This is a genomic window from Paenibacillus whitsoniae (assembly GCF_003955665.1).
Taxonomy (GTDB): Bacteria; Bacillota; Bacilli; order Paenibacillales; family NBRC-103111; genus Paenibacillus_E; species Paenibacillus_E whitsoniae.
In genome coordinates, this window is record NZ_RXHU01000039.1 from 4,166 (window position 1) to 25,576 (window position 21,411).

The window sequence follows — 21,411 nt, forward strand, 5'->3', positions numbered from 1 at the left end:
GACCGGCTTCGCCATGCTGTCGCTTATGTGGCTGTACACGCTGTATCGCAGCCTGCAAAGCATGCTCGTGCGTCGCGATCCGCAAGCCCATGGCGCGTGGATGCTGCGCAACTATGCGCTGACGTGCGCGGCGATCACGCTCCGCATCTACACGCCGCTGGCGGCGGTGCTGTTCGGCCTGGGAACGAACGCGTCCTTCGTCGTCATCGCCTGGCTGGCATGGCTGCCGAATCTGCTGCTCGCGGAGCGTTGGATTCGCCGGAGCCGAAACCGAAATCTGATGCGCAGGCTGCAGCAGACGCGTTCAACAATGCGGGGGTAGGGCAGCGGCGCGCCTGCCCGAACCGCAGGAGCGCCGTTATGCGCGCAGCAGGCCTGACCGCCCATGCGTGAGCAGAGAAGCAAGGCAGATCAGCATACGCTACGCCCCATGCTCCTCATTGTGCATCGACAGCGCCTGCTCGATCCGCTTGTCCGGTACGAACCAGACGATCGCGACCAGCACGAAGAAGAAGCACGACACCCACGGCATTACGTACGCCATAATGATCGCCAGCAGATACAGAATTGGCGACAATTTGCCCTTGAGGTCTTTGCCCATAGCGGACACGATGACGGAGTCAGCCGGGTGTTGGCCAATGATGGCCCGCTGCAGGAACATATACGCCACAGCAGCCATCAGCAGCACGATGCCATACAACGCCGTCGGCGTCGGAGCAAAGTGGCTCTCCCCCATCCAAGCCGTCGTAAACGGCACCAACGATAAGCAAAAGAGCAACAGCATGTTCAACCACATCAATTTGCCGTTAATTCTCCGCACTGTGTGCAGCAGATGGTGGTGGTTGTTCCAGTAGATGCCCACATACACGAAGCTCACGATGTAGGACATAATTTTGGGAATCAGGCCTGTCAGTGAATGCCAGTCATGGCCTTCCGGCACTTTGAACTCCAGCACCATGATGGTAATGATGATGGCCAGCACGCCATCGCTGAAGGCTTCCATACGATTTGCTTTCATGATGCACCTCTTTTATTCGTTAATAGACTCACAAGAGCTATCCCCACTTTACCAGATCTTGCCCCGCCGGAGCTATCAGGATTTTGAAACCCCCAACGCCTCCAAACGTAGGAAATGACTGCACGCAATGAAGCTACGTAACGGAGGCCTACTCATGAACCCGAAACAGAAATTTCTATATCGCGCAGGACTCACCTTCATCATCGTCTCACTGACCCTATGGCTCACGCCGTTTACCGTTCCGTTCTTGCCACTTGACACCAAGACCAAGACTGGCGTGATCTCCGTCGCACTTGTGATCTCGGAAATTTGCTTCTGGATCGGCGTCCTCTTTGTCGGCAAGGAAGTCGCCAAGCGCATTCGCAGCTACCTCAACCCGAAGAATTGGCGGAAGGGGCAGCGTGCCGCCCAACATACAGACAAAGAGAGCCCTTAACCGAGCTCTCTCCCTTGAACGGCATAGCTTATGCCGTTTTTTTCTTTTTTCGCACGAGCATGAGCCACACCCCGACAGCCCCCGTCAGCCCCATCGTGATCCACCCATCCGGGCTAGGCATCACCACGGCCTGAAGCTTCGTTTCGATAGCAAGGTACTCCCCGGCAATTAACGGATTGACCAGCGCATTGCCCACTGTATGCATTATAACGGCCGGCCAGACACTGCCTATGCGCAGCCGAATCTCACCATAGACGATGGCCATCGCGACAACACCGAGAAGCATGCGCGGCAGGAAGGTTAGCATTCCTTCGGAAGTCGTTGTAAACAGAAACAGATACGGAATGTGCCATCCCCCCCAGACAAGACCGACCGTCACATGCGACCATAAGCGAGGAACGCCTATGCGATGCAGCGATGGCGCCAGGTAGCCCCGCCAGGCGAATTCTTCCGCGATGTTCTTGAAAAAGCTCGGGATCAGCGCGAATGCGCACGCTTCCGCATACGTCCGCAGCGAAATGCCGGTCCAGTTCAGCCAGCCGACGCAGATGCCCAGGCCAACCACCAGCAGCGTTAGCACCGGAAAAAAGAGCACGCTCCCAGCATAATACCGGCCATTCCCCCGAAGCCGCAGACGCAGCCCTGCGTCTTCCCAGCCATCGCCGGCCAGGCCTCGCAGCAGCAGCATCGTCAGGATTGGAGCCGCGATCCACAGCAGTTGGCCAAGACTTCCCGTCGCATCTCTGCCGACATAGGTGTCGAGCCATCGGCCAATCCAACCGCAGCTTAATGCCACAAGCGCAAATACCCCTACATGTATCCCCCGCTTGATAATCATCGACTTCTCCACCGTCAAATCACCCCCCGCTCATAAACACTATCTCCTTCATCATACTGTAGAAGTGTTCCAGAATGAAGACTGAATCTGACCGAGCGGGCCCGGAGCACGCTTGTTATCCTTTTGCCGCCACTGGAATCCAAATCTCGCTGCGGAACACCGGTGATGTAACATCCTTATCGGCGTTCCACAGAATCTCTGGCCCCGGTGCCAGTTCATAGCCGGAGGAAGGGAACCATTCCGAATAAATCCGGCCCCACACCCCCTGCAGCGTTTCCGGAAATGGACCTACCGCTTCAAAAACAGCCCACGTTGAGGCCGCCACTTCCAGCCCCGCCAGATTGTCCGGGCAGGCCTCCGTCGTCGCCACGCCAATGTAGTGGTCGAGTTCGCCCTTCTCCTCCATCCGGCCTTCGGAAAAGTTGGCCGAAGCGCTGAGTATGCCGGAAGGCTCGGTGTTTGAAAGACTTTTGAGCTGCTTGATCTTGGCTTCATCCAAGCTCTGCCACATTGCGGCAATTTCGGGGTTCACCCCCTCGAATTGAATAGGCACCCTTTTATACAAACCTACAATACGAAACGCGTCTTTCTGCACAACCCGATACTTCATCTCGTGTCCTCCTTGAATCGATAGTTGAAAGGTCATCGGCGGATACGCTTTGAGCTGGCGTCCTTCCTGTCTGGCTTCGGAGGGTGTGATGCCATGCATCCCCTGAAAAGCTCTCGTAAACGCGTCCGGGGAAGCATATCCGTATTTTACCGCAACATCGATCACCTTGGCCTGACTGCCCGCAAGCTCCAGCGCGGCCAGCGTCAGCCGCCTGCGGCGGATATGTTCAGACAGCGTCACCCCTGCAAGAAACGAGAACATCCTCGTAAAATGATACTCCGAACAGCACGCGCGCCGGGCTACTTCTTTCATATCGATGTCAGCGTCCAGATGCTCCTCGATATAGGCGAGTGCGCTATTCATTTGCTTCAGCGAATCCATAAGCCGACCTCCTTTCTATCCCTACTTTATCAAGATCCGCGTTCCGAAACCCGTCAATCCCTGCACCATCCGGCAGGATGCACTTGACGCCCACTCCCTAGGCGCATACCATACTCTTAAGATGGGTAAACCAAGATATACCAACCGGTCCCTGCTCAGGTTCAATACAGAAAGGGTTATTATTCCTATGCTGCGTCAAAAATGGGTCTGGCTCAAGTCCCTCTCCCCCGCGCAAGTTGTAAGCGGGTACTATGTAATGGCCGTTATCATTTCTATTATATTGTTCAGCTTGCCGGGCGTACATAAACCGGGGGCCGACGTCTCGTTCTTTCATACGGTTTTCATGTCGGTCAGCATCGTCAGCGATACCGGGCTCAGCATCTTCAACGTGGCGGATACGTACAGCGTGTTCGGTTATTTTGTGATTATGCTTGTTCTGCAATTCGGGGGCATCGGCATTATGGCGATCAGCACACTGTTCTGGCTGCTTCTCGGACGCAAAATCTCCCTGCGTGAACGCCGACTCATCATGGTGGACAACAATCAATTTGCGCTGGCAGGCCTCGTGAAGCTGGTGAAGGATGTTGTGAAAATATTCCTGATCACCGAACTGCTCGGCGCGCTCATCTTAGGCATTCGGTTTATTCAGTATTACCCGACCTGGCGGGAAGCGTTCCTCCATGGCCTGTTCGCCTCCGTCAGCGCCACGACGAATGCCGGGATGGACATTACCGGGGTATCGATGACGCCGTTCGCCGGCGATTATTTCGTACAGCTCGTCACGGTTGTGCTGATTATTTTCGGCGCGATCGGGTTTCCCGTTCTGCTTGAGGTTAAAGCTTTCCTTTCTCACGACAAAGGTCTGGGCAAGCTGCCGTATCGGTTTTCGCTTTTTACCAAACTCACCGTATCTACGTACGGTATTCTGCTTGCAGTCGGCACGCTGCTGATTCTGCTGTTCGAGCATAACAACTATTTTAGCGGCATGTCCTGGCACGAGCGCTTCTTCTATGCCTTTTTTCAAGCTGCAACCACGCGCAGCGCCGGTGTGACGACGCTGGATATTAACCAGCTCGCGCTGCCGACGCTCCTGTTAATGAGCGTATATATGTTCATCGGCGGCTCGCCAAACTCGGTAGGGGGCGGGATCCGGACGACGACTTTTGCGCTGAACATGCTGTTTCTCTACAACTTTGCCAAGGGGAAGCCGCAGATTAAGGTTTTTAATCGCGAAGTCCATCCGGACGACATTCTGAAATCGCTGGCCATCACGATGCTGGCCCTCGTGCTCTGCTGCGTCTCAGTGATCGCGATTTCGTTCACGGATCGCCAGCATTCGCCTGTCGCCATCTTTTTGGAAGTGTGCTCCGCGTTCGGCACGGTGGGCTTGTCGACCGGCATTACGCCGGATCTCAGCTCTTTTGCCCAATGTATTCTGATGGTCCTTATGTTCCTTGGAAGAATCGGTCTTACCTCCGTCTTGAATCTGATGGGCGGCAACAAAAAGAACCCTCTCTACCGCTATCCGGTCGAAAGGGTCATGACAGGCTAATTAATTCATTCGCGTCCGCATGTCGGCGAATCGTTTAGCCGGTAGCGGATCGGCGCACAGCCGTTAGGGACGCCCCGTATGATCCCGTCGAATAGAAGGGGTAAACCCCTCTTATTTTTGCTATTGGAGCGGATTGGCATGAAATAAAGGTGGCTAACCCCTCTTATTTGCTTCCAAACCCGCCATTTTCGGGCCAACGAGGGCAAATAGAAGGGCTTTACCCCTCTTATTTGGGCAATTCCTCCACCCTGGCGTGAAATAAGAGGGGTTGTATACGCTTACTTAAATTGTTTTAACTAACTCCTCTGCTAACTTTCCGTTCCTTATCCACTCGGCTTCCCTCACCCACCTCCCGCCAACTTCTGCTCCTTACACACTACTCCCCTCTCTCACCAATTTTCTCTCCTTGCACACTACTACCCTCTCTCCCCAACTTTCCGTTCCTTGCACCCACTTCTCTTCCACTAACTTTCCACTCCTTGCGCACTCCCGCCAACTTCCCGCTCCTTGCACACTACTTCTCTTTCCACCAATTTCCGCTCCTTGCACACTACTCTCTTCCACCACTTTCCGCTCCTTACACACTACTGGCTCTCCCCCAGGCTTCTTCTTTGACCGCTGCTTTTCTCGTCTAGCCCCTACCGTCAGAACGCACAATAAGGGCGGCGCTTCGTCTTCATATACTAAAAAGACTGCAACCCCGCCCCTCGGCGCCGGTTACAGCCTTTTCTATACGCTCAAGATTCCCGTAACTCATACAACTCCCGCACGCCGCACCCTACGGTATCGGCAATGGAGATTGCCACTTGCAGCGGCATGACCCGCTTATTCTCCATATAATCCGCCAGCCGCTCCGGCTTATAATGCAGAGCCCTAGCCAGCTCCTCGCGCGACACGCCACGTTCGTCCAATCGCTCTTGCAGCAGGCATTTGCCAAGCTCAACCTTCATCAGACCTTCTCCCTTCCCTGGTCACGTTTACTTTCATCGTAACCAGAGGGTCTGCGCCTTATTCGGGACGGCCGGAATCCATTTCAATTTCAGCCATCACAACGGCGGCTTCGTGGATAGCCAGCATGCTTCATTTTACGCGTCAGTAGCCGCGGCTACGACTCGACTGCTACTCCTCCGCCAATGACCGCATCCGCCGCAGCGACGGGAACAGATACATCCATAAGCCTGCCACAACGAGCGTGCCCACTCCTCCCACGAGTGCCGCAGGTGCCGCGCCAATGAACCCGGCCACGATGCCAGACTCAAACTCGCCCAGCTGATTCGACGTCCCGATAAAAAGCGAGTTAACCGCGTTCACTCGGCCCCGCATGTCGTCCGGCGTCTGGAGCTGTACTAACGATGACCGGATCACGACACTGACGACATCCGACGCGCCGACAAGGAACAGAGCAAACAGCGATACTGCGATATTGGTCGAAATGGCAAAGAGCATCGTGGCGAGCCCAAACACGCCGAGCGCAGCGAACAGCTTGAGGCCCACTGCCTTTTTCAGCGGGAAGTAGGCCAGGACGATGGACATTAGCAGCGCGCCAACCGCCGGTGCCGTACGCAGAAGCCCGAGGCCGACAGGCCCGGCATGCAGAATATCCTGTGCAAAAATCGGCAGCAGCGCCGTAGCCCCACCTAAAAGCACCGCAAACAAATCCAGCGAAATTGTACCCAGAATCATCGGGTGCCGATAAATGAACGACAGCCCCATGAATACGGAGCGCAGCGTCACTGGCTCGAACTTGCGCTCAATCGGCTCTGTCCGGATAAGAAACGTCAGGATCGCGGCGACGAGGAGCGCTACGGCTGCCGTACCGTATACGGAAACCGGCCCCAACGCGAAAAGCAGTCCGCCCAAGGACGGTCCCAAAATTTGCGTCGTCTGCCCGACCGACGTGCTCCAGGCAATTGCCTGCTGCAGCATCGACTTGGGAACGAGCTGCGGCAGCAAGGCCGACGAAGTCGGTCCTTCAAAAGCCCGGCAGGCGCCAAGTATCGCCGCCGCCGCAAAAATGCCCTCCTTGCCCAGCCAACCGTTCACATTGCCAAATAGGAGGAGGGCAGCGATCAGCGCCTCGATCCCTTGGCAGATGAACACAATCCGGCGTCGATCAAAACGGTCTGCAACCTGTCCGACCACAAACGTCAGCAGCACCATCGGGATAAACTGGGCCAGACCCACGAAACCGAGACTGAACGCATCGTGCGTCAGATCGTACATCTGCCAGCCAATCGCGACGGAGAGCATCTGGAACGAAGTCGAGGAGAACATCCGCGAGAGCCAGAACTTGTTAAACGACGGCTGCCGCAAAATGGAATCTTTATTTTTCAACAAACACGGTCACGCCCTTTACATCATGAAGTGAACATCACAAAGCGGTTGGGCTTGTCCCTTCCCTGCAAATGGATAATTTTTATTATACGACTGCCTTGCGGCGGATTGGAATGCTGAATTGTAAAAAAGTGCCCCACACTTCATTCAACTCGCCAAGCTCAGGCTTTACGCATCAGAACCTTGTACAAGATTTGCGTCCCTGTGCCGCAGACTCATGAACACCATGGCAATGCCGATAACGGCAAGCACCATCGCGAGCCTGCGAAACCCCGTAAAACTAAAGCTTCCTCCCATCATCAAGCCGGTCAACAAGGAGGAGAGAATCGTTCCCACATATCTCGACGTATTGAACAGCCCGGAGGCAACGCCGATCATCGATTTAGGAGCACTTTTGAATAGCGCCGATTGCAGCCCCACGGCATTCAGGCCGTTGCTGCACCCAAACGCCGCTAACGCGAAGCAGACGCTGATCACTGGTGACGATTCTTTCAATAGCGCCAGCCACACCGAACCGAGTGTCATCATGATCGCAGATACGATGAGCACAGGCCGAGGCCCGGCTCGATCCACCCAGCGTCCCGCAATTGGAGAAGCGATTAATGAACTGAGGCCCATGGCCAGCATCAGAAGTCCTGTATGGAATTCACTGACATGGCGAACCATCTGCAAATAAGAAGGCACTCCGAAGAACAGGGCGTAAAACAGCAAATTGACGAGCAAATATTGGACATTGACCCCTGTCAAGGCAGGGTGCTGAGCGAATGTGCGCAGCGGAATAAAGGGCGAAGCCGTCCTCAGCTCGCGCCGTACGAAAACCGCCAGCGCTGCGATTCCGAGCAAGCAGACGCTCCCACTCATCCATGAGAACTGACCGGCTGTTTTCGCCGACAGCAAGCCGACGAGCAGACTGATCAAACCGATCGTGAACATTAGAATGCCCGGCGCATCCATCCATTCCAGCCATGTCCGAAAGGACCGGGTGCCTGCTGCCGTAGCAGGTGCGTCCTTAGGAAGCACTCGCCAGCTGAGAATGAAGCTGGCAGCCGCGAAAGGCAGGCACACGATGAAAATCGCCGGCCAATCCCCCCACTGGAGCATAACGCCGCCAACAAACGGCCCGATGGCCGCTGCGCCGGACATGAACATGGACAACACGGACAAGGCCGCCGCTTGCTTTTCCTTCACCTCGATTCTGACAATCGCCATGCCTACGGCGACCATCATGCTCGTGCCGATCGACTGCACCGTGCGGGACACCAGCAGCCATCCAAAATTCGGGGACAACGGAGCGAGCAAGGAAGCAGCGAAGGAGACGATGAGACCGGTCAGAAATATTTTTCTGCGGCCGAACATGTCGCTGGCCTTGCCCATTACAGGCTGTGCGACCGCACTCGCCAGGTAGAAGCAGAAGACGATCCAGGATACTTTTGTAAAATCCAATTCATATACGTGCTGCAGCCTGGCGATTGCGACAGAAATCATTGATGAGCTTAGTGGATTTAGCAATATGCCTAAACCGACAGCGCTCATGAGCCATTGGTTGCGTACCCGATTCATGGGCAACTTCCTCCTCCAAAGATGTTGACCCTATCGTACTGGAAATCGTCCATTTACTCCAAGGCATTTCATGTTATGATTTCATTGATTATAAGGAATGATTGGAGGCTGCCCCATGGAACTGTTGCAATTGCATTATTTTCTCGCCGTCGCTCGCTTGGAACATATGACAGAAGCTGCGCGGAGTCTGCATGTCACTCAGTCCTCCTTAAGCAAAACGATCCAGCGGTTAGAGGAAGATCTCGGCGTTCCGCTGTTCGATCGAACGGGGAGGAAGCTCCGCTTGAACGAATTTGGCACCCGATTTCTTCGCCGAGCGGAAAAAGCGTTGTATGAGTTGGAGCAAGGGCGACAGGAGCTGCGGGATTTATCTAGTCCTGAGCACGGCACGCTTGAATTGGCGGTAACGACGGCAAGTCCGCTGCCCCAACTCCTGCGGGGTTTTCGGAAAAAGCGTCCCCACATACAATTCCACGTACAAATGATGAACGAGATGAGCCTGATTTCGCTCCTTCATAAAGGCGAGGTCGATTTCTGCCTATCGTCGCCTCCGATTCAGGAAGAAGGCATCGCCTGCCAAGTGGTGTGCATAGATCCCATCTTCGTGGCGGTTCCCAAGGGACACCCGCTGGCCCGGCGCAGCAATATATCCTTGGCTGAACTGCGAAACGAATCGTTTGTCGGCGTCCAAAAAGGGTACGGCGCCCGTAACTTCGTGGACGCTTTATGCCAGTCGGTCGGATTTTCACCTCACTATGTGTATGAAGGTGACGAACCTGCGAGGCTGGCTGCATTAGTAGAGGCCGAAATCGGCATCGCCTTCATCCCCGGCACAGCCAAAAATGCGAGAGAATCAATCCATTACCTGCAAATCGACAATCATACACTGGTACGAGAAATCGCGCTATTGTGGAATACGAGCCGATACATGTCGCAAGCTGCGCTGGAATTCCGCGAATTCGTCATCGACTACTTCGCCTCCCTGTCTGACGAGCGCCCGTAGGTTATTGGCGATTTTTAAGCTTGCTTGCCAGGTCGGAACACCATTTCATGTACAGCTTCTCATACTCAATTCCGAACTCCACGACAGACAGACTGGATAAGATAGGATCTTGGGGATTTGACGGATCCAACAGGCCGTTGAGCTCGCTTACCTTGTCCAGGTAGATCCGCAATTTCTCCTCGTGCTCCTTCTTCTTCTCCTCCAGCCTGAGCATCATGGTTTCGGGATCGGCCAGCCAGAGGTTATACGCCTTGAGCAGGAACTCGTCCCGAATGGTCTCCGGCTCCGCCCGCTCCATGGTCCATCGCTTCAATTCTTGCCTTCCGCTTTCGGTGATTGAATATACTTTGCGTGCCGGACGATAATCATGCTGCTGCACGACTTCAAGCTCGACCAGGCCTTCTTCCTCCATCTTGACCAGTTCGGGGTAAATTTGATTGCTACCCGCTTTCCAGAAAGGACCCATCCGACTGTTCATTTGCTGCTTCATATCATATCCGCTGAGCGGTTCCCGCGCCAACAAGGTTAGCATGGCATGTCGAAAAGAACTCATGCGCTTCACTCCTTTATCTTTTGTGTACTGAAATTACCGACTCGGATAGCTGTAGTATAGCACACCAAAACATAAGTTAAAAATAACCTATATCACTATTGACCGAGTAGAATTTTCGTGTTAATTTCTTTATAGGTTAAATTTAACCTATATTAAACTTGAGATAGGAGAATAACAAATGGCGAAAGGTTCATTACTGGTTGGTTGGGGCGAGATTATTCCGGGGCGCGAGAAAACTGCAAAAGCCACGCTCAACAATGCGATGCAATACTGTGTGCGACTGCAATTGGAGGGCAAGATCGAGAGCTTTGAGGTGGTGCTTCTTGAGCCGCACGGAAGTGATCTGAGCGGATTCGTCCTGATCACCGGGGATAAGGAAACGGTCGCTAAGCTGCGCGTAGAAGACGAGTTTGTCTCGATGATGGTTGCGGTTCAGCTGGTGCATCGCAACGTAAAAGTGGTTGGCGCCTACACAGGGGGAGCCTTGCACGCTTTGTTCGGCATGTGGGATGAGCAGGAGGAGAAGCTGCTGCTTGGTTAAGGGCATTGCGCGCCAAATAGCCCACATCCTTTTAGATATGAGCTGTTCTATTACCCCAGAGCGTGTTCAACCATCGTTATTTCGACGCATCCTTCAGCAAGCTTTTCTTATGCGTAATTTTATAATCCAAGACGCTCAAAATCTTCTGCAAGTGATCCACCTGGGTCTGAATCCTTTCCCTGTACATCAGCACTTTCTCATACAGTTCAGGGACGGACACAATATCTTCGACATAGGACAGCGAAGCAAATTCTTTAATATTTTTCAGCGGCACTCCCATCTTCTTTAAACAAATGATGAGCTCCATCAGCTGCATATCTTCCTCGTGATAGACGCGCCGCCCGTTCTCTTTTCTTTTTGCCGGGGGAAGCAGTCCGATCTTCTCGTAATAGCGGAGCGCATCCTCCGTTAATCCCGTCTTTTTGGATATTTGCTTAATGGAATACGCCGTGTCGCTCCCGCTCATCCGAAGACCTCCCTATTGTAGTGGAATTACGTTACCAAGGAAGAACGCCTTGTTCATTAAAGAAGCCTCCTGTGGGCCCGTCTTCCGCAAGTGTAGCATAACGGACGATGATTCGGGAACCTTGCTCCTCTGCTCGCTCCTGTAAGTAAAGGAACGTTGCGCTTGTGGTCACCGCAGAACCCATGTTACAACTTGGTGTACACACCAAGTCAAGCGCTTAAAAGTTATGCTATATTCAAGCATTTTTCATCTCGACCGCCATGACGTATACTGGTAATAAAATCAAACCAAGGTGTGATCCCATGTCCCCTCGTACAAAGAAACAGAACGAGCTTATTCGTGAGCAGCGCAAGCAAGAAATTTTGCAGGCGGCCATCCGTGTGTATGTTGAAAAAGGCTACGCTGCAGCCACTTTAGGCGATATCGCTATTCAGGCAGGTCTTGCGCATGGACTGGTGTATTATTACTTTAAAAACAAAAAACAGCTCTTCCGCGAGCTGTACGAATACATGACGGAGCAATCCCTCCGTTATACAACGACCTATTTTGAACAAGACATGCCGGTGCTTGCCCAATTCCAGAGCTACGCCAAACTCATCTGCGAGCGCGTCATCACCGATTCCCAGACCCAGCGATTTTATATGCGCATCAGTCTTGATCTGCATCATCTGTATGAGCCCGGAGAGTTGTCTCCCTTCGATTGGATGAAAAGTTTTATTCAGCCGATGGTGAGGGCGATCGACAAAGGCATTCAGCACGGCATGATCCGTCCGGGCGACGCAAGCTTAATGGCTATGCAGTTCTGGGGTGCCATCTCACAAGGCATGAATTACTTGGATCAGTTGGTTCAGGAGCTTACCGCTCAAGGTCTGACAGAGACAGAAGTGAACCACACAATGAGCGAAAAGTTCGATCAAATCGCCGAATCCGCCACTTCGTTTTTCAAGCCGGATTAGGCTTTTTCTTTTTTTTGGTTGACTGATAACTCAATCAAAAATATAATGAGCTCAAGGAGCGTGATTATTTTGGCAACGATTCGTAAGGACATTTGGATTGATGCTTCACCCGAGCAGGTATGGGACGCCGTCAGTGACGTCGGTGCTGTCCATGATCGACTGGTTCCCGGCTATACCGAAAACACCCTCATCAACGGTCACGAAAGGACGCTATTGCTGCCAAATGGCGGCATGACGCGCGAGTACATTGTGTCCATCGATGATCAGGAACGCAGAATGGCATATGCCGTCGTAGAAGGGCGCATGCCTCTGCTGCATCATCATGCATCGCTTCAAGTTTTCCCTCACGGCGACAGTGGCACTAACCTCGTCTGGATCACCGATTTTCTGCCGGAGCATCTCGCTCCAGAGATTCAAGCGCGTATCTATCGCGGCGCGGAGGTTATGAAAGCGACCATTGAGTTTGAAGCCAAAGGAGGCCGCAGATGAAAATTTTAGTCCTTGCAGCCCACCCGAATATCGAACAGTCGCGCGTCAACAAACGTTGGATAGCGGAACTTCGTAAGTACCCCGATGAAATCACCGTTCAAGAACTATACCCAACCTACCCCGACCATGTCATTGACGTGAAAAATGAACAGAACCTTCTCGCGCAGCATGAACGCGTCGTTTTGCAGTTTCCCATTCAGTGGTACAGCATGCCGGCTCTGTTAAAACAGTGGCTGGATGACGTCGTGACGACATCCTGGTTGTTTAGCACCGGCGGCAAGGCCGTCGCGGGGACCGAGCTCGCACTTGCCCTATCGATTGGCGGCGATGAAGCTTCCTACCAATCGGGCGGCCTCATTGGGTATACCATCAGCGAACTGGTCCGTCCCCTGCAAGTGTTTGCCAATCAGACCGGCATGATCTTCCTGCCTCATTATAAATTCTATGGCGCAATCAAAGCGACGGATGAGCAAATCGAGCATAGTGCCAGAGACTACCTGACGCACATTACCTCCCCCGATCTGAACCCGCAGGTCGTTCGTAAACGAATGCTGGACGCCATGATGAAGACGGGCTCGGCGCAGTAGCGCCGTTCACAAGCCCCGCGACTATTCTCGCGGAAATCCGCCATAAGAATAACACGATCTGCTTTGTAGCGAAACGATGACTTTCGTGCATGATACAGCGAATTTGGAAAATCCCGTTGACAACTTACGGAAAATCGTTTATTTATTAATTAATAAATAAACGTTGAGGAGCATCACGAAGTGGGCAAAGACGATCGTAAACAGCAAATTCTCGAGGCAGCCATCGCCGTCTTCGCCAAACAGGGCTACTACAAAACGACGACCGCGCATATAGCGCAAGCTGTGGGGGTTACGCAGCCTTATGTTTTTCATTTTTTCAAGTCCAAAGAGGCGTTGTATATTGCCGTGTTGGAGCAGTCCGTGCAGCGAATTGTCGGGATTTTCCGGGAGGTTGAAGCTCCATCGGAACAATTGATGATCCGCATGGGGGCAGTGTTCGGTGAACTGATTGCTTCACACCGGGACGAAACTCTACTTTCGATGCAATCGTTCACGATAGGAGAACCTGTGATTCGTGAAAAAGCAAGAGAAGGCTTCGCCCAGATTCACCGGGTCGTTCAAGAGCAATTCGAACGGGCTAACATTCCGCAGGCAAGCTTTCAGGCGTCCAGCTTCATCGGCCTAGGGATGATGACGATTCTATCGGAGGTTCTGGAGCTGCCGGAGCTTTCACCGTATTATTGTGAGAAGGATTAACTATGCCTTCTCTTCTTTTAACGGTTTTCATTTATTTATCAATAAATAAAACTTCAAAGGAGATGAAGCTCAATGGCAAAAGTAATGCCAGGAAGATACACAGCTCGCGTGGAAGGTGATTTCGTTGTATTCATCATTGGCATGCGTGTCAATAAGCTCTGGGCGGTGCATAAATGGCTGCCGGTGTTTATGGCGATGGGGCCGATGATTCGGGAGCTCTATATGAATCGCAAACTAGGATTTCGCGGTACGGAATTTATGTTTGGCTGGCGAACGGTGAATTTGCTTCAATACTGGGATTCTTACGAGCAGCTTGAGACTTATGCACGGGGCGGCCAACATTTGATTGCTTGGCGTAAGTTCAATAAGTCGATTGGCACAGACGGTACCGTGGGCATCTACCACGAAACCTACAAGATCAAGAGCGGCGATTATGAATGTATCTATGGCAATATGCCGAAATTTGGCCTAGGTAAAGTGGCTGAACATCTTCCGGCTGTTGGGCATTATGAAACCTCACGGAGGCGGATGGGCGGCACGAATGAGCCTGCTGTTCCTACGCCCCAGCATCGAGATGCGCAAAAATAGTCTCCCCTGTGATTTGGAACAATTCCCATAAAATTTCATCTCAAGCACAAAGAAAGAAGACCTTAACCTATTGAGTAGGCTAAGGTCTTCTCTTTATTAATTATTGCACGTCATCCGCAATCTTGTTCAACCAAGCTTCGCTTCCGTCCGCATTGCGGGTGGATTCATGTGAGACGCTTGCTTCCATGATATCCCCAAAGCCCCAATACGTTGAAGACACATCCGGGAATAACGGCGAGATGCCGGTCAATGGACCGCGGTACAACATCCGGTTGATCAATGTAACAGCTTCGACGCGGGTAATGTTCGCTGCCGGTTTGAATGTTCCGTCCGGATAGCCGGCAAGGAATTTTTCACGATACAATTCTTCAATCGACTGAGCTGCCCAATGACCCTGAACATCTGTGAAGTGGTAGTCACCGGTCACACCGACGTTCAGCTTCAAGAAGCGCACCATAACCGATGCCAGCTCAGCTCTTGTTACCGGCGCTTCCGGATGGAAGGTGCCGTCTTCAAACCCATTGAAGAAGCCATGTTTGGTTACGATCTTGATGTAGTTCGCTGCCCAGTGCGTTTCCGATACGTCACGGAAGGTCAATGGCGCTTCGATTTTCACATTTTCAGTTAATCTTGCAACAATGGCTGCGAGCTCCGCTCGTGTCAACGCGTTATTCGTTTTGAAGGTGCCATCCGGATACCCCAGAATATAATGTTGATGCTGCAAATGGTTGTAACGATCTGAGAATACTTTGACTCTCACGGTCGAACTCGCCTTCACTGCATTTACGCCGACCGTGAACTTGCCTTGCAAATCAAAATCAGCATCCTTTGTGGAGAGCTGCGGCCATTTCACAACAACGTGGTGGCTGCCAGCTTGTCCGACAGGCAAGTCCGTTATCGGCCATGTAATTGTGTTGCCGTCAACAGTACCGCCGTCAGCGTCTACAATTTTGGCGCCATCGGGCACGGTAACCGTAATCTTGCCATCCTTAATGGTTGTCGCAGTCGGATTCGTATAATCCACTGAAATTGTGGAATTTCCGCCCTCCTGCACGAGGTTCTTATCCACGGACAGGTTCAAGGTTACATTTGTTGGCGTCGGTACGCTTGGCGTTCCATTCGAAGGCGGGATCGGATCCAGGGTAAAGTCTTGTTTAACGATGTCTTTACCGACATGGATATTATCAATTGTTTTCGTGTTATAGCCTTCTTTGGAAACAACCAATTTATAGTCGGTATCCGGGAATACCATGTAGGCATAGTCACCTGACGCATCGGTGTATTGATCAGGGCTTGCATTGTTATTAGGCGCAAAGCCTGCAATGCCCGGTAACACAACGCCGGTCGTTGTGCCAGCGTAGTAGAGAACCACATGCGCGCCTGCGATCGGACTATTCGTAACAGCATCCGTTACCTTACCATAAGGGTCGATCAGCTCTTGCGTAATGTTCATTTCACCGTCAGCCGATACTTGCACCGTTCTGTGCGATAGCACGATTTCTTTGCCCGGTGATACCTCGTAGGCAAAATCCAGCGTGTAGGCCTCATTTACAGACAGTCCCTCGACATTGAAGACACCTTGGTTCGCAAGAGCGAATGACTTCGGATGACCGGGGCTATCCTCGATATAAGTGCCGTCCGTCTTTTTCACATAAACTTTCATACTATTCTTCAAATCCGAGCTAGGCAAGCTGGACTTGCCTTCTTCCGTACCGTCCTGCTGCTTGAACAGCACGATGCCCGTCGCTGTTTTCTCGGAATTGAAGCTCTCGTTACCTGCGCCGGTTACAATCCCTACATTGGCTGTCTGCTGGTAAGAAACCGGTGTAGCGACGCCACCAATATTCTCAGTACGGATAACTTCCAAATGGTACGGCTTATCCCCCCTCGGTACGGCAATGCTGTACTTGCCATCGCTATCCGTCACTGTCTCCGCCGAGAAATCGATGATGCCGTCCCCGTCAAAATCGGCCGTCAGCTTAATAGGAACGCCCGCAAGTACATTGCTGCCGGCATGGCCGTTAGTCGTATTCGTGACTTGTCCGACAACGGAGGCAGGCTCGAACGTAATCAGAATTTGCGCGGTATCGTGCAGCCCGTTTGCATCATCATTCACAGTAGCCGTTACCGGAACAAGTTGAGAAAGTATGCCTTCAATCTTCGCCGATTTGAACACGACCGAAGCAACGCCATTTGCATTGGTCACTGCTGTTGATCCACCAGGGAAAGTTCCGACCAGAGCGCCAAATACGACTTCGATGTTGGGAATCGGGTTCCCGTTGCGGTCGGTGATAACCGTCTTTAGCACCGACGTGGTGTTCCCATCACCGACGATGGCCGTAGGGGTTGCCGTCAGGCCGAGCCCGAAGTTGACCAGCAGGAAATCCTGCCTGACCTCTGTTTGACCCGTCGTTGTCGGCAAAGCGTTGAATACCCGTTTCTTCGATGTGTATCCTTGCTTGCCCACTTCAATTAAATAGTTCTTGGTGGCAATGTCCTCAAAGCTATAGCCGCCATTTGCATCCGTTGTCGTTTCGGCAACCTTATTCAAGCCGGTTGGATCGTACAGCGTTACTTTGGCGCCCGCAAGAGGAAGATTCGGACCTGCTTCTCCATCCCTTTGTACCGTACCTACCAAATTGATGTTCGTCACAACACTGAAGTGATTATCCGCCAAACGGTCGCTTGGCTCTGTCTGGAACGGATTGCCTTGCTTGTACGTCGCATAAGTAACGGTATAGAATCCTGTTACCGCTTTGTCGTTCAATCGATAGTTGACATTCGTCCACTGCGTGCCGACCAACGTTGTTCCCACTGGGTTCACCGCCAGGTCTACCGTATCGATTTGATCCACCAACATGTTGGCAGCATTTAGGATTTTGTACGTAATCGTTGCCTTTGCTGAAGTCGCAAAGATGGAACTGATTGCTGATAGTTTAAGCGGATCTCCCGCCCCAACAATAACCGGAGGATTCAAGACGCCGAGCCCGTTATTGCCAACCCATCCGTCCAGCGACTTCAAAATCGTAATCGCCACCGTTACCGGTTCGCTTTCCAGGCCATCTTCGTCCATCACCTTAAAGGTGAAGCTGTCTTCCCCCGCATAATCGGCCGTCGGCACATAAGTAAAAGCACCGCCTCCATATGTATCCATCGTCACAGTGCCATGCCCGGCCTGCGTGTCGATGTGGTAAGACAATGCATCCCCGTTCGGGTCAGTTCCCACGACCTGTTCAGTCAAACTCACATTCTCCGATGTTTCGAACGTGTTGCCCGAAGCCGTCGGACTGCCGTTCACCGTGAGGTTAACTACAGCTGGGTTACTTACTAAGCCGCCTTCATCCGTAATTGTAAATGTGAAGCTGTCCGGACCAATATAACCAGGCGCTGGCGTGTAAATCACTGCCCCGCTTGTACCCACTTGTGTCAACGTGCCGCCCTGCAACGTCGTACTAGGCACGTGATATACTACACCTGTCACGGAGGACAGATCATCCATCCCGATGAGCATGATCGGTTTGGCAACGTCTTTGTTTGTCTTTACATCCTGACCGACTGCCACAGGCGGTCCGTTCACGATAATCGTCACCGTGGCTTCGCTGCTAGACAAGTTCCCTTCATCGGTCACTTTGTACGTAAAACTGTCAGAACCTGTATACCCTGCGCTTGGCGTATACGTCCACTTGTTTTTATTCGTCGCGTCCTGCGTCAATGTTCCGTGCAACGGGGCTGTTGTCGCCGGCACGGTGTAGATGAGATTATTCACAGCGGTCAGATCGTCTGTGACTCCCAACGTGATGACCTTCGGCGTATCCTTAACTACTTGCACCGTCTGGTCTGCCGCTGTAGGTGCTCCGTTCACCGTGATCGTGATCGTAGCTTCGCTGCTCGACAAACCTCCCGCATCGGTCACTTTGTAGGTGAAACTGTCTGGGCCCGAGTATCCCGTAGTCGGCGTGTATGTCCATTTATTCTTGTCCACTGTGTCCTGTGACAATGTCCCATGTGCCGGCGCGGTTGTCGCCGGCACCGTGTAGATCAGATCATTCACGGCGGTCAGATCGTCCGTGACGCTCAAGGTGATGGCCTTCGCCGTATTTTGATTCACATCAACCGATTGCGCCGCTGCAGTTGGCGGTGCATTCACATTCGTTACGTCCGTTGTCACCGTATTGGATGCAAGATTGATACCCGAAATGACCGCAGCGCCACTGGTTATCTGTCCTGTCGTGCCTGGCGCGGTTGCATTGAAAGTCATCTCCTTACTGCCATTTGCGGGAACCGTAATACCTGATTGTGTTTGCCCTTCGCTGATGACGCTAAGACCTGTTTTGGGTGTATCTGTATAGTTATAAACCGTAACCGTATAATTGATAGTGCCGTTGAGCTGAGCAGTCGCTGGGCCAGCCTTAACAATCCCCATTTCCAAATCCAGCTTGCCGTTGTTGCCAAGTTTCATCGTCATTTTCCCACCGGACAATGACTCCTCGGTAACATAAGCCGCTCCGATGCCACCTGACTTGGAAACCGTCTGCGGGCTATTCAACGTTTGATAATACGGGCTGTCGGCGGGCGGAGTGAAGTAAGCCGCGGTTTTTGCCCCTCCGGCTGCGCTGCCGGAATTGAGATAGTAGGCAAGATTCAGTCCGCTGTCGTCAGGCAATGCTGCAAATGCAGGTTTAACTTTATAGTTGAGTGCAAAAGAACCATTTGTAGGCGCGGTATATTCTCCCGCCACCGGGCTAGTCCGGTTTGTAAAACGGTAAATGTGCGGCTGCATATCTGACGAATCGATGTACCAGGTGAGGCTGGTAACGCCATCAACCGTCTGAATGACAGCCTTGCTTCCATATCCGGCAAATTTATATGCCGTACCGCCGGTTATGCTCAGACTTGTGTCGACCGCCGCAACAGCGTCTCCAATTTTCAGCGTGGACGTATCGACGGTCAGACCCTGACCGATTTCGTCAACGAAGACGATGGCGCTCTTGATCTCGGCCGTTTCCGAGCTGCCTCCAAGCCCTCCGCCTGCAGGGATATCGAGCAGTGGAAGGATGGTCGTGGAAGCCTCTACGTCACTGGCCATCCCGTTGAAGGCTCCGCTGAGTAAATCATAGCTGGAGGCAAAGGTATAATAATTGCTGTAGACAAAAGTGTTGGCATAATCGATACCGCCCGGTCCAGAGACCGCAAAACCTGTCAGCTTATTATAGGTAGCTACCGCCGAACCATCTCTAAAGCTACTATTTGTTCTATTATCATAAAGTGTTTTTGGGTCAAGACCCGCCCAAGCATAAACTGGACTACTGCCACTGGGTCCGTTAATTGCCGCTGATGAACCCAAACCAACCGTATAAAATTTGGATTCCGTGGACTCTCCGTTGTAAGCTGTATACTTTTCTCCTATAAGCTTTTTCATATACGCACCGGTGAGCGTGGTCAGCGCAGCGATTTCATCCGTGCCCGTAGTTGTCGAGGCGGATCCGCTAGCAGGCACGTAATTATTATCAGAGGAGCTTGGCCGGTTATAATTTGCAATTGTAATTGCATCGGTTAACGCATTGTTATAATCAGACTCAAATGATTTGCCTTTGGGTGACGTATACCATGCTTTTTTGGCATTTACCGCCGCTCCGTCTGAAAGGATAAATACGTAAGGCTGGCGCCTAGGTCCGTCTTCCCTCGTTCCCAAATCCTTGATCGTCTTTGAAATTCCGTACATAATTCCGTCCTGGGTCGGTGTTCCCGCCCCCAACGATACCTGTGCAGCTGAAATAGAACTGCCATCTCTTCTTAGATTGCTGTTTGGAGTGATGGTATAATTCGAATACTTTAAATAATCTTCACTTTCATGGCCTGAAGTAAATTCATAATGACCCAAGTCCAACATCGTACCGAGGTGATTAGTCGTAGCGCCCCCTCCAAACCAATAGACTGCAACTCGGTTGTTCGGGTTTGCGTTCATAACGGTACGGATGGCTTCATTTGCCGCAAGTGCCATGGCTTGTACGCGGTAATAAGTGCCTCCACCTGGTTTCGCGATGTCATTGCCAGATGAGCCCATAGACAGACTCATGTCCAAAATAAACGTCACATCCGCCGCCGGCGTGTTGCCACTGCCGCCACCTACGCCAGGGTTCTGCGAGTTGACAGTCACATATTCCTGTGCCAATGTAGACAACTTGACACCGAAACTGCCGTCACTTTCCGCCGTTACGCTCTTGTCGGTCCATATGCGCCCGGCTGAACCTGTTGTGCCGAACCCGCTAGGTGAGCCGACAGGCGCCGCATCTGTCACCGGATCGGCCGTCAACTTGACTTGGAACTGCTTGTAGTTCGCTGTAGTCGACGTGGGCGCCGCCGCTGCCGCTACGCTGGCGGGGGAAAAGCCAATAGCCCCTACGACCAGGAGCAGAGCTAGCCCTGCTGAAATTAATCTTTTAATGCCGTTGTGTCTCATGCTTATTTCCCATTCCCTTCGCTCAAGACACTAACCGGAATGGCATCCGGCAGCCTTGGGCAATTTTTGGTATTCTCGCGTCACTTGACAGAAATTGACAAATAGCACGGTTTGCAAGTTTGATTCATGCGACCTTAGACCTAAATTCCTATTACAATAAGCACTATAACACACGATTCTGAACAATTTCTGAACAAAACAACCCGCGAGCATAGGATCTTTGACCTACAATATACCAAAACCTTTGAAATAATTCATTAGAAAATTCGACAATTTCATGCACATTTTTAACGGGAATTTATGGAATCGGCTAGATTTGCTGGGGGCACAGAAGGAGCAGGAC

At 52.2% G+C, this 21,411-nt stretch carries 19 protein-coding genes; 10 read left to right on the forward strand and 9 right to left on the reverse strand.

What is annotated here, in order from left to right; translation table 11 throughout:
- Positions 1-322 (forward strand): DUF2306 domain-containing protein (locus EJQ19_RS13915; RefSeq protein ID WP_164716549.1); only part of this gene is annotated, 322 nt, incomplete at its 5' end.
- Positions 323-421: 99 nt separating this feature from the next.
- Here the strand turns inward: EJQ19_RS13915 and EJQ19_RS13920 are convergent.
- On the reverse strand, positions 422-1,018 hold the full coding sequence (locus EJQ19_RS13920; protein WP_126141840.1) for a TMEM175 family protein: 597 nt from the start codon (positions 1,016-1,018) through the stop codon (positions 422-424).
- A gap of 154 nt (positions 1,019-1,172) precedes the next feature.
- Here EJQ19_RS13920 and EJQ19_RS13925 point away from each other — a divergent pair, with 154 nt between their 5' ends.
- Positions 1,173-1,454, forward strand: coding sequence for a transporter suffix domain-containing protein (locus EJQ19_RS13925; protein WP_126141841.1), 282 nt, complete (start codon positions 1,173-1,175; stop codon positions 1,452-1,454).
- Positions 1,455-1,482: 28 nt separating this feature from the next.
- Here EJQ19_RS13925 and EJQ19_RS13930 read toward each other — a convergent pair whose 3' ends face one another.
- Positions 1,483-2,304 (reverse strand): type II CAAX endopeptidase family protein, encoded by an 822-nt coding sequence (locus EJQ19_RS13930; RefSeq protein WP_126141842.1) that lies wholly within the window; start codon positions 2,302-2,304, stop codon positions 1,483-1,485.
- A gap of 103 nt (positions 2,305-2,407) precedes the next feature.
- On the reverse strand, positions 2,408-3,283 hold the full coding sequence (locus tag EJQ19_RS13935; protein ID WP_126141843.1) for an AraC family transcriptional regulator: 876 nt from the start codon (positions 3,281-3,283) through the stop codon (positions 2,408-2,410).
- A 187-nt stretch (positions 3,284-3,470) separates the two neighbouring features.
- Between EJQ19_RS13935 and EJQ19_RS13940 the strand changes: the two genes are divergently transcribed.
- Positions 3,471-4,835, forward strand: coding sequence for a TrkH family potassium uptake protein (locus EJQ19_RS13940; RefSeq protein ID WP_126141844.1), 1,365 nt, complete (start codon positions 3,471-3,473; stop codon positions 4,833-4,835).
- A 737-nt stretch (positions 4,836-5,572) separates the two neighbouring features.
- Here EJQ19_RS13940 and EJQ19_RS13945 read toward each other — a convergent pair.
- From EJQ19_RS13945 to EJQ19_RS13955, 3 genes are all read right to left on the reverse strand, one after another.
- Positions 5,573-5,785 carry a helix-turn-helix domain-containing protein gene (locus EJQ19_RS13945; RefSeq protein WP_126141845.1) on the reverse strand — a complete coding sequence of 71 codons (213 nt, stop codon included), beginning with the start codon at positions 5,783-5,785 and terminating at the stop codon, positions 5,573-5,575.
- A gap of 169 nt (positions 5,786-5,954) precedes the next feature.
- The gene (locus EJQ19_RS13950; protein WP_206438416.1) at positions 5,955-7,172 is read right to left on the reverse strand and encodes an MFS transporter; all 1,218 of its coding nucleotides are present in this window, start codon (positions 7,170-7,172) and stop codon (positions 5,955-5,957) included.
- Between the two features lie 165 nt (positions 7,173-7,337).
- Entirely contained in the window at positions 7,338-8,729 is a 1,392-nt protein-coding gene (locus EJQ19_RS13955) for an MFS transporter (protein WP_126141846.1), read from the reverse strand.
- A 115-nt stretch (positions 8,730-8,844) separates the two neighbouring features.
- Between EJQ19_RS13955 and EJQ19_RS13960 the strand changes: the two genes are divergently transcribed.
- Positions 8,845-9,732, forward strand: coding sequence for a LysR family transcriptional regulator (locus EJQ19_RS13960; protein WP_126141847.1), 888 nt, complete (start codon positions 8,845-8,847; stop codon positions 9,730-9,732).
- Position 9,733: 1 nt separating this feature from the next.
- Here EJQ19_RS13960 and EJQ19_RS13965 read toward each other — a convergent pair whose 3' ends face one another.
- On the reverse strand, positions 9,734-10,285 hold the full coding sequence (locus tag EJQ19_RS13965; protein WP_126141848.1) for a PadR family transcriptional regulator: 552 nt from the start codon (positions 10,283-10,285) through the stop codon (positions 9,734-9,736).
- Positions 10,286-10,463: 178 nt separating this feature from the next.
- Here EJQ19_RS13965 and EJQ19_RS13970 point away from each other — a divergent pair, with 178 nt between their 5' ends.
- Positions 10,464-10,826 (forward strand): hypothetical protein, encoded by a 363-nt coding sequence (locus EJQ19_RS13970; RefSeq protein WP_126141849.1) that lies wholly within the window; start codon positions 10,464-10,466, stop codon positions 10,824-10,826.
- 76 nt (positions 10,827-10,902) lie between these two features.
- On the opposite strand, the gene EJQ19_RS13975 is transcribed toward EJQ19_RS13970, so the two are convergent.
- A complete protein-coding gene (locus tag EJQ19_RS13975) occupies positions 10,903-11,292 on the reverse strand; it encodes a MerR family transcriptional regulator (protein ID WP_126141850.1) in 390 nt (129 codons plus the stop codon).
- A 302-nt stretch (positions 11,293-11,594) separates the two neighbouring features.
- Here EJQ19_RS13975 and EJQ19_RS13980 point away from each other — a divergent pair, with 302 nt between their 5' ends.
- The 5 genes from EJQ19_RS13980 to EJQ19_RS14000 all read left to right on the forward strand — a co-directional run bounded on the left by EJQ19_RS13980 (position 11,595) and on the right by EJQ19_RS14000 (position 14,608).
- Positions 11,595-12,248, forward strand: a complete 654-nt coding sequence (locus tag EJQ19_RS13980) for a TetR/AcrR family transcriptional regulator (protein WP_126141851.1) — start codon at positions 11,595-11,597, stop codon at positions 12,246-12,248.
- Between the two features lie 69 nt (positions 12,249-12,317).
- Positions 12,318-12,737 (forward strand): SRPBCC family protein, encoded by a 420-nt coding sequence (locus EJQ19_RS13985; RefSeq protein WP_126141852.1) that lies wholly within the window; start codon positions 12,318-12,320, stop codon positions 12,735-12,737.
- Positions 12,734-13,324 (forward strand): NAD(P)H-dependent oxidoreductase, encoded by a 591-nt coding sequence (locus EJQ19_RS13990; protein ID WP_126141853.1) that lies wholly within the window; start codon positions 12,734-12,736, stop codon positions 13,322-13,324. The genes EJQ19_RS13985 and EJQ19_RS13990 overlap by 4 nt, the downstream gene beginning before the upstream one ends.
- A 180-nt stretch (positions 13,325-13,504) precedes the next feature.
- Positions 13,505-14,020: a TetR/AcrR family transcriptional regulator gene (locus tag EJQ19_RS13995; protein WP_126141854.1), complete on the forward strand. Its 516-nt coding sequence runs from the start codon at positions 13,505-13,507 to the stop codon at positions 14,018-14,020.
- 72 nt (positions 14,021-14,092) lie between these two features.
- Positions 14,093-14,608: a DUF4188 domain-containing protein gene (locus EJQ19_RS14000; protein WP_126141855.1), complete on the forward strand. Its 516-nt coding sequence runs from the start codon at positions 14,093-14,095 to the stop codon at positions 14,606-14,608.
- 100 nt (positions 14,609-14,708) lie between these two features.
- On the opposite strand, the gene EJQ19_RS14005 is transcribed toward EJQ19_RS14000, so the two are convergent.
- The gene (locus EJQ19_RS14005) at positions 14,709-21,068 is read right to left on the reverse strand and encodes an Ig-like domain-containing protein (protein WP_126141856.1); all 6,360 of its coding nucleotides are present in this window, start codon (positions 21,066-21,068) and stop codon (positions 14,709-14,711) included.
- Positions 21,069-21,411: the final 343 nt, after the last annotated feature.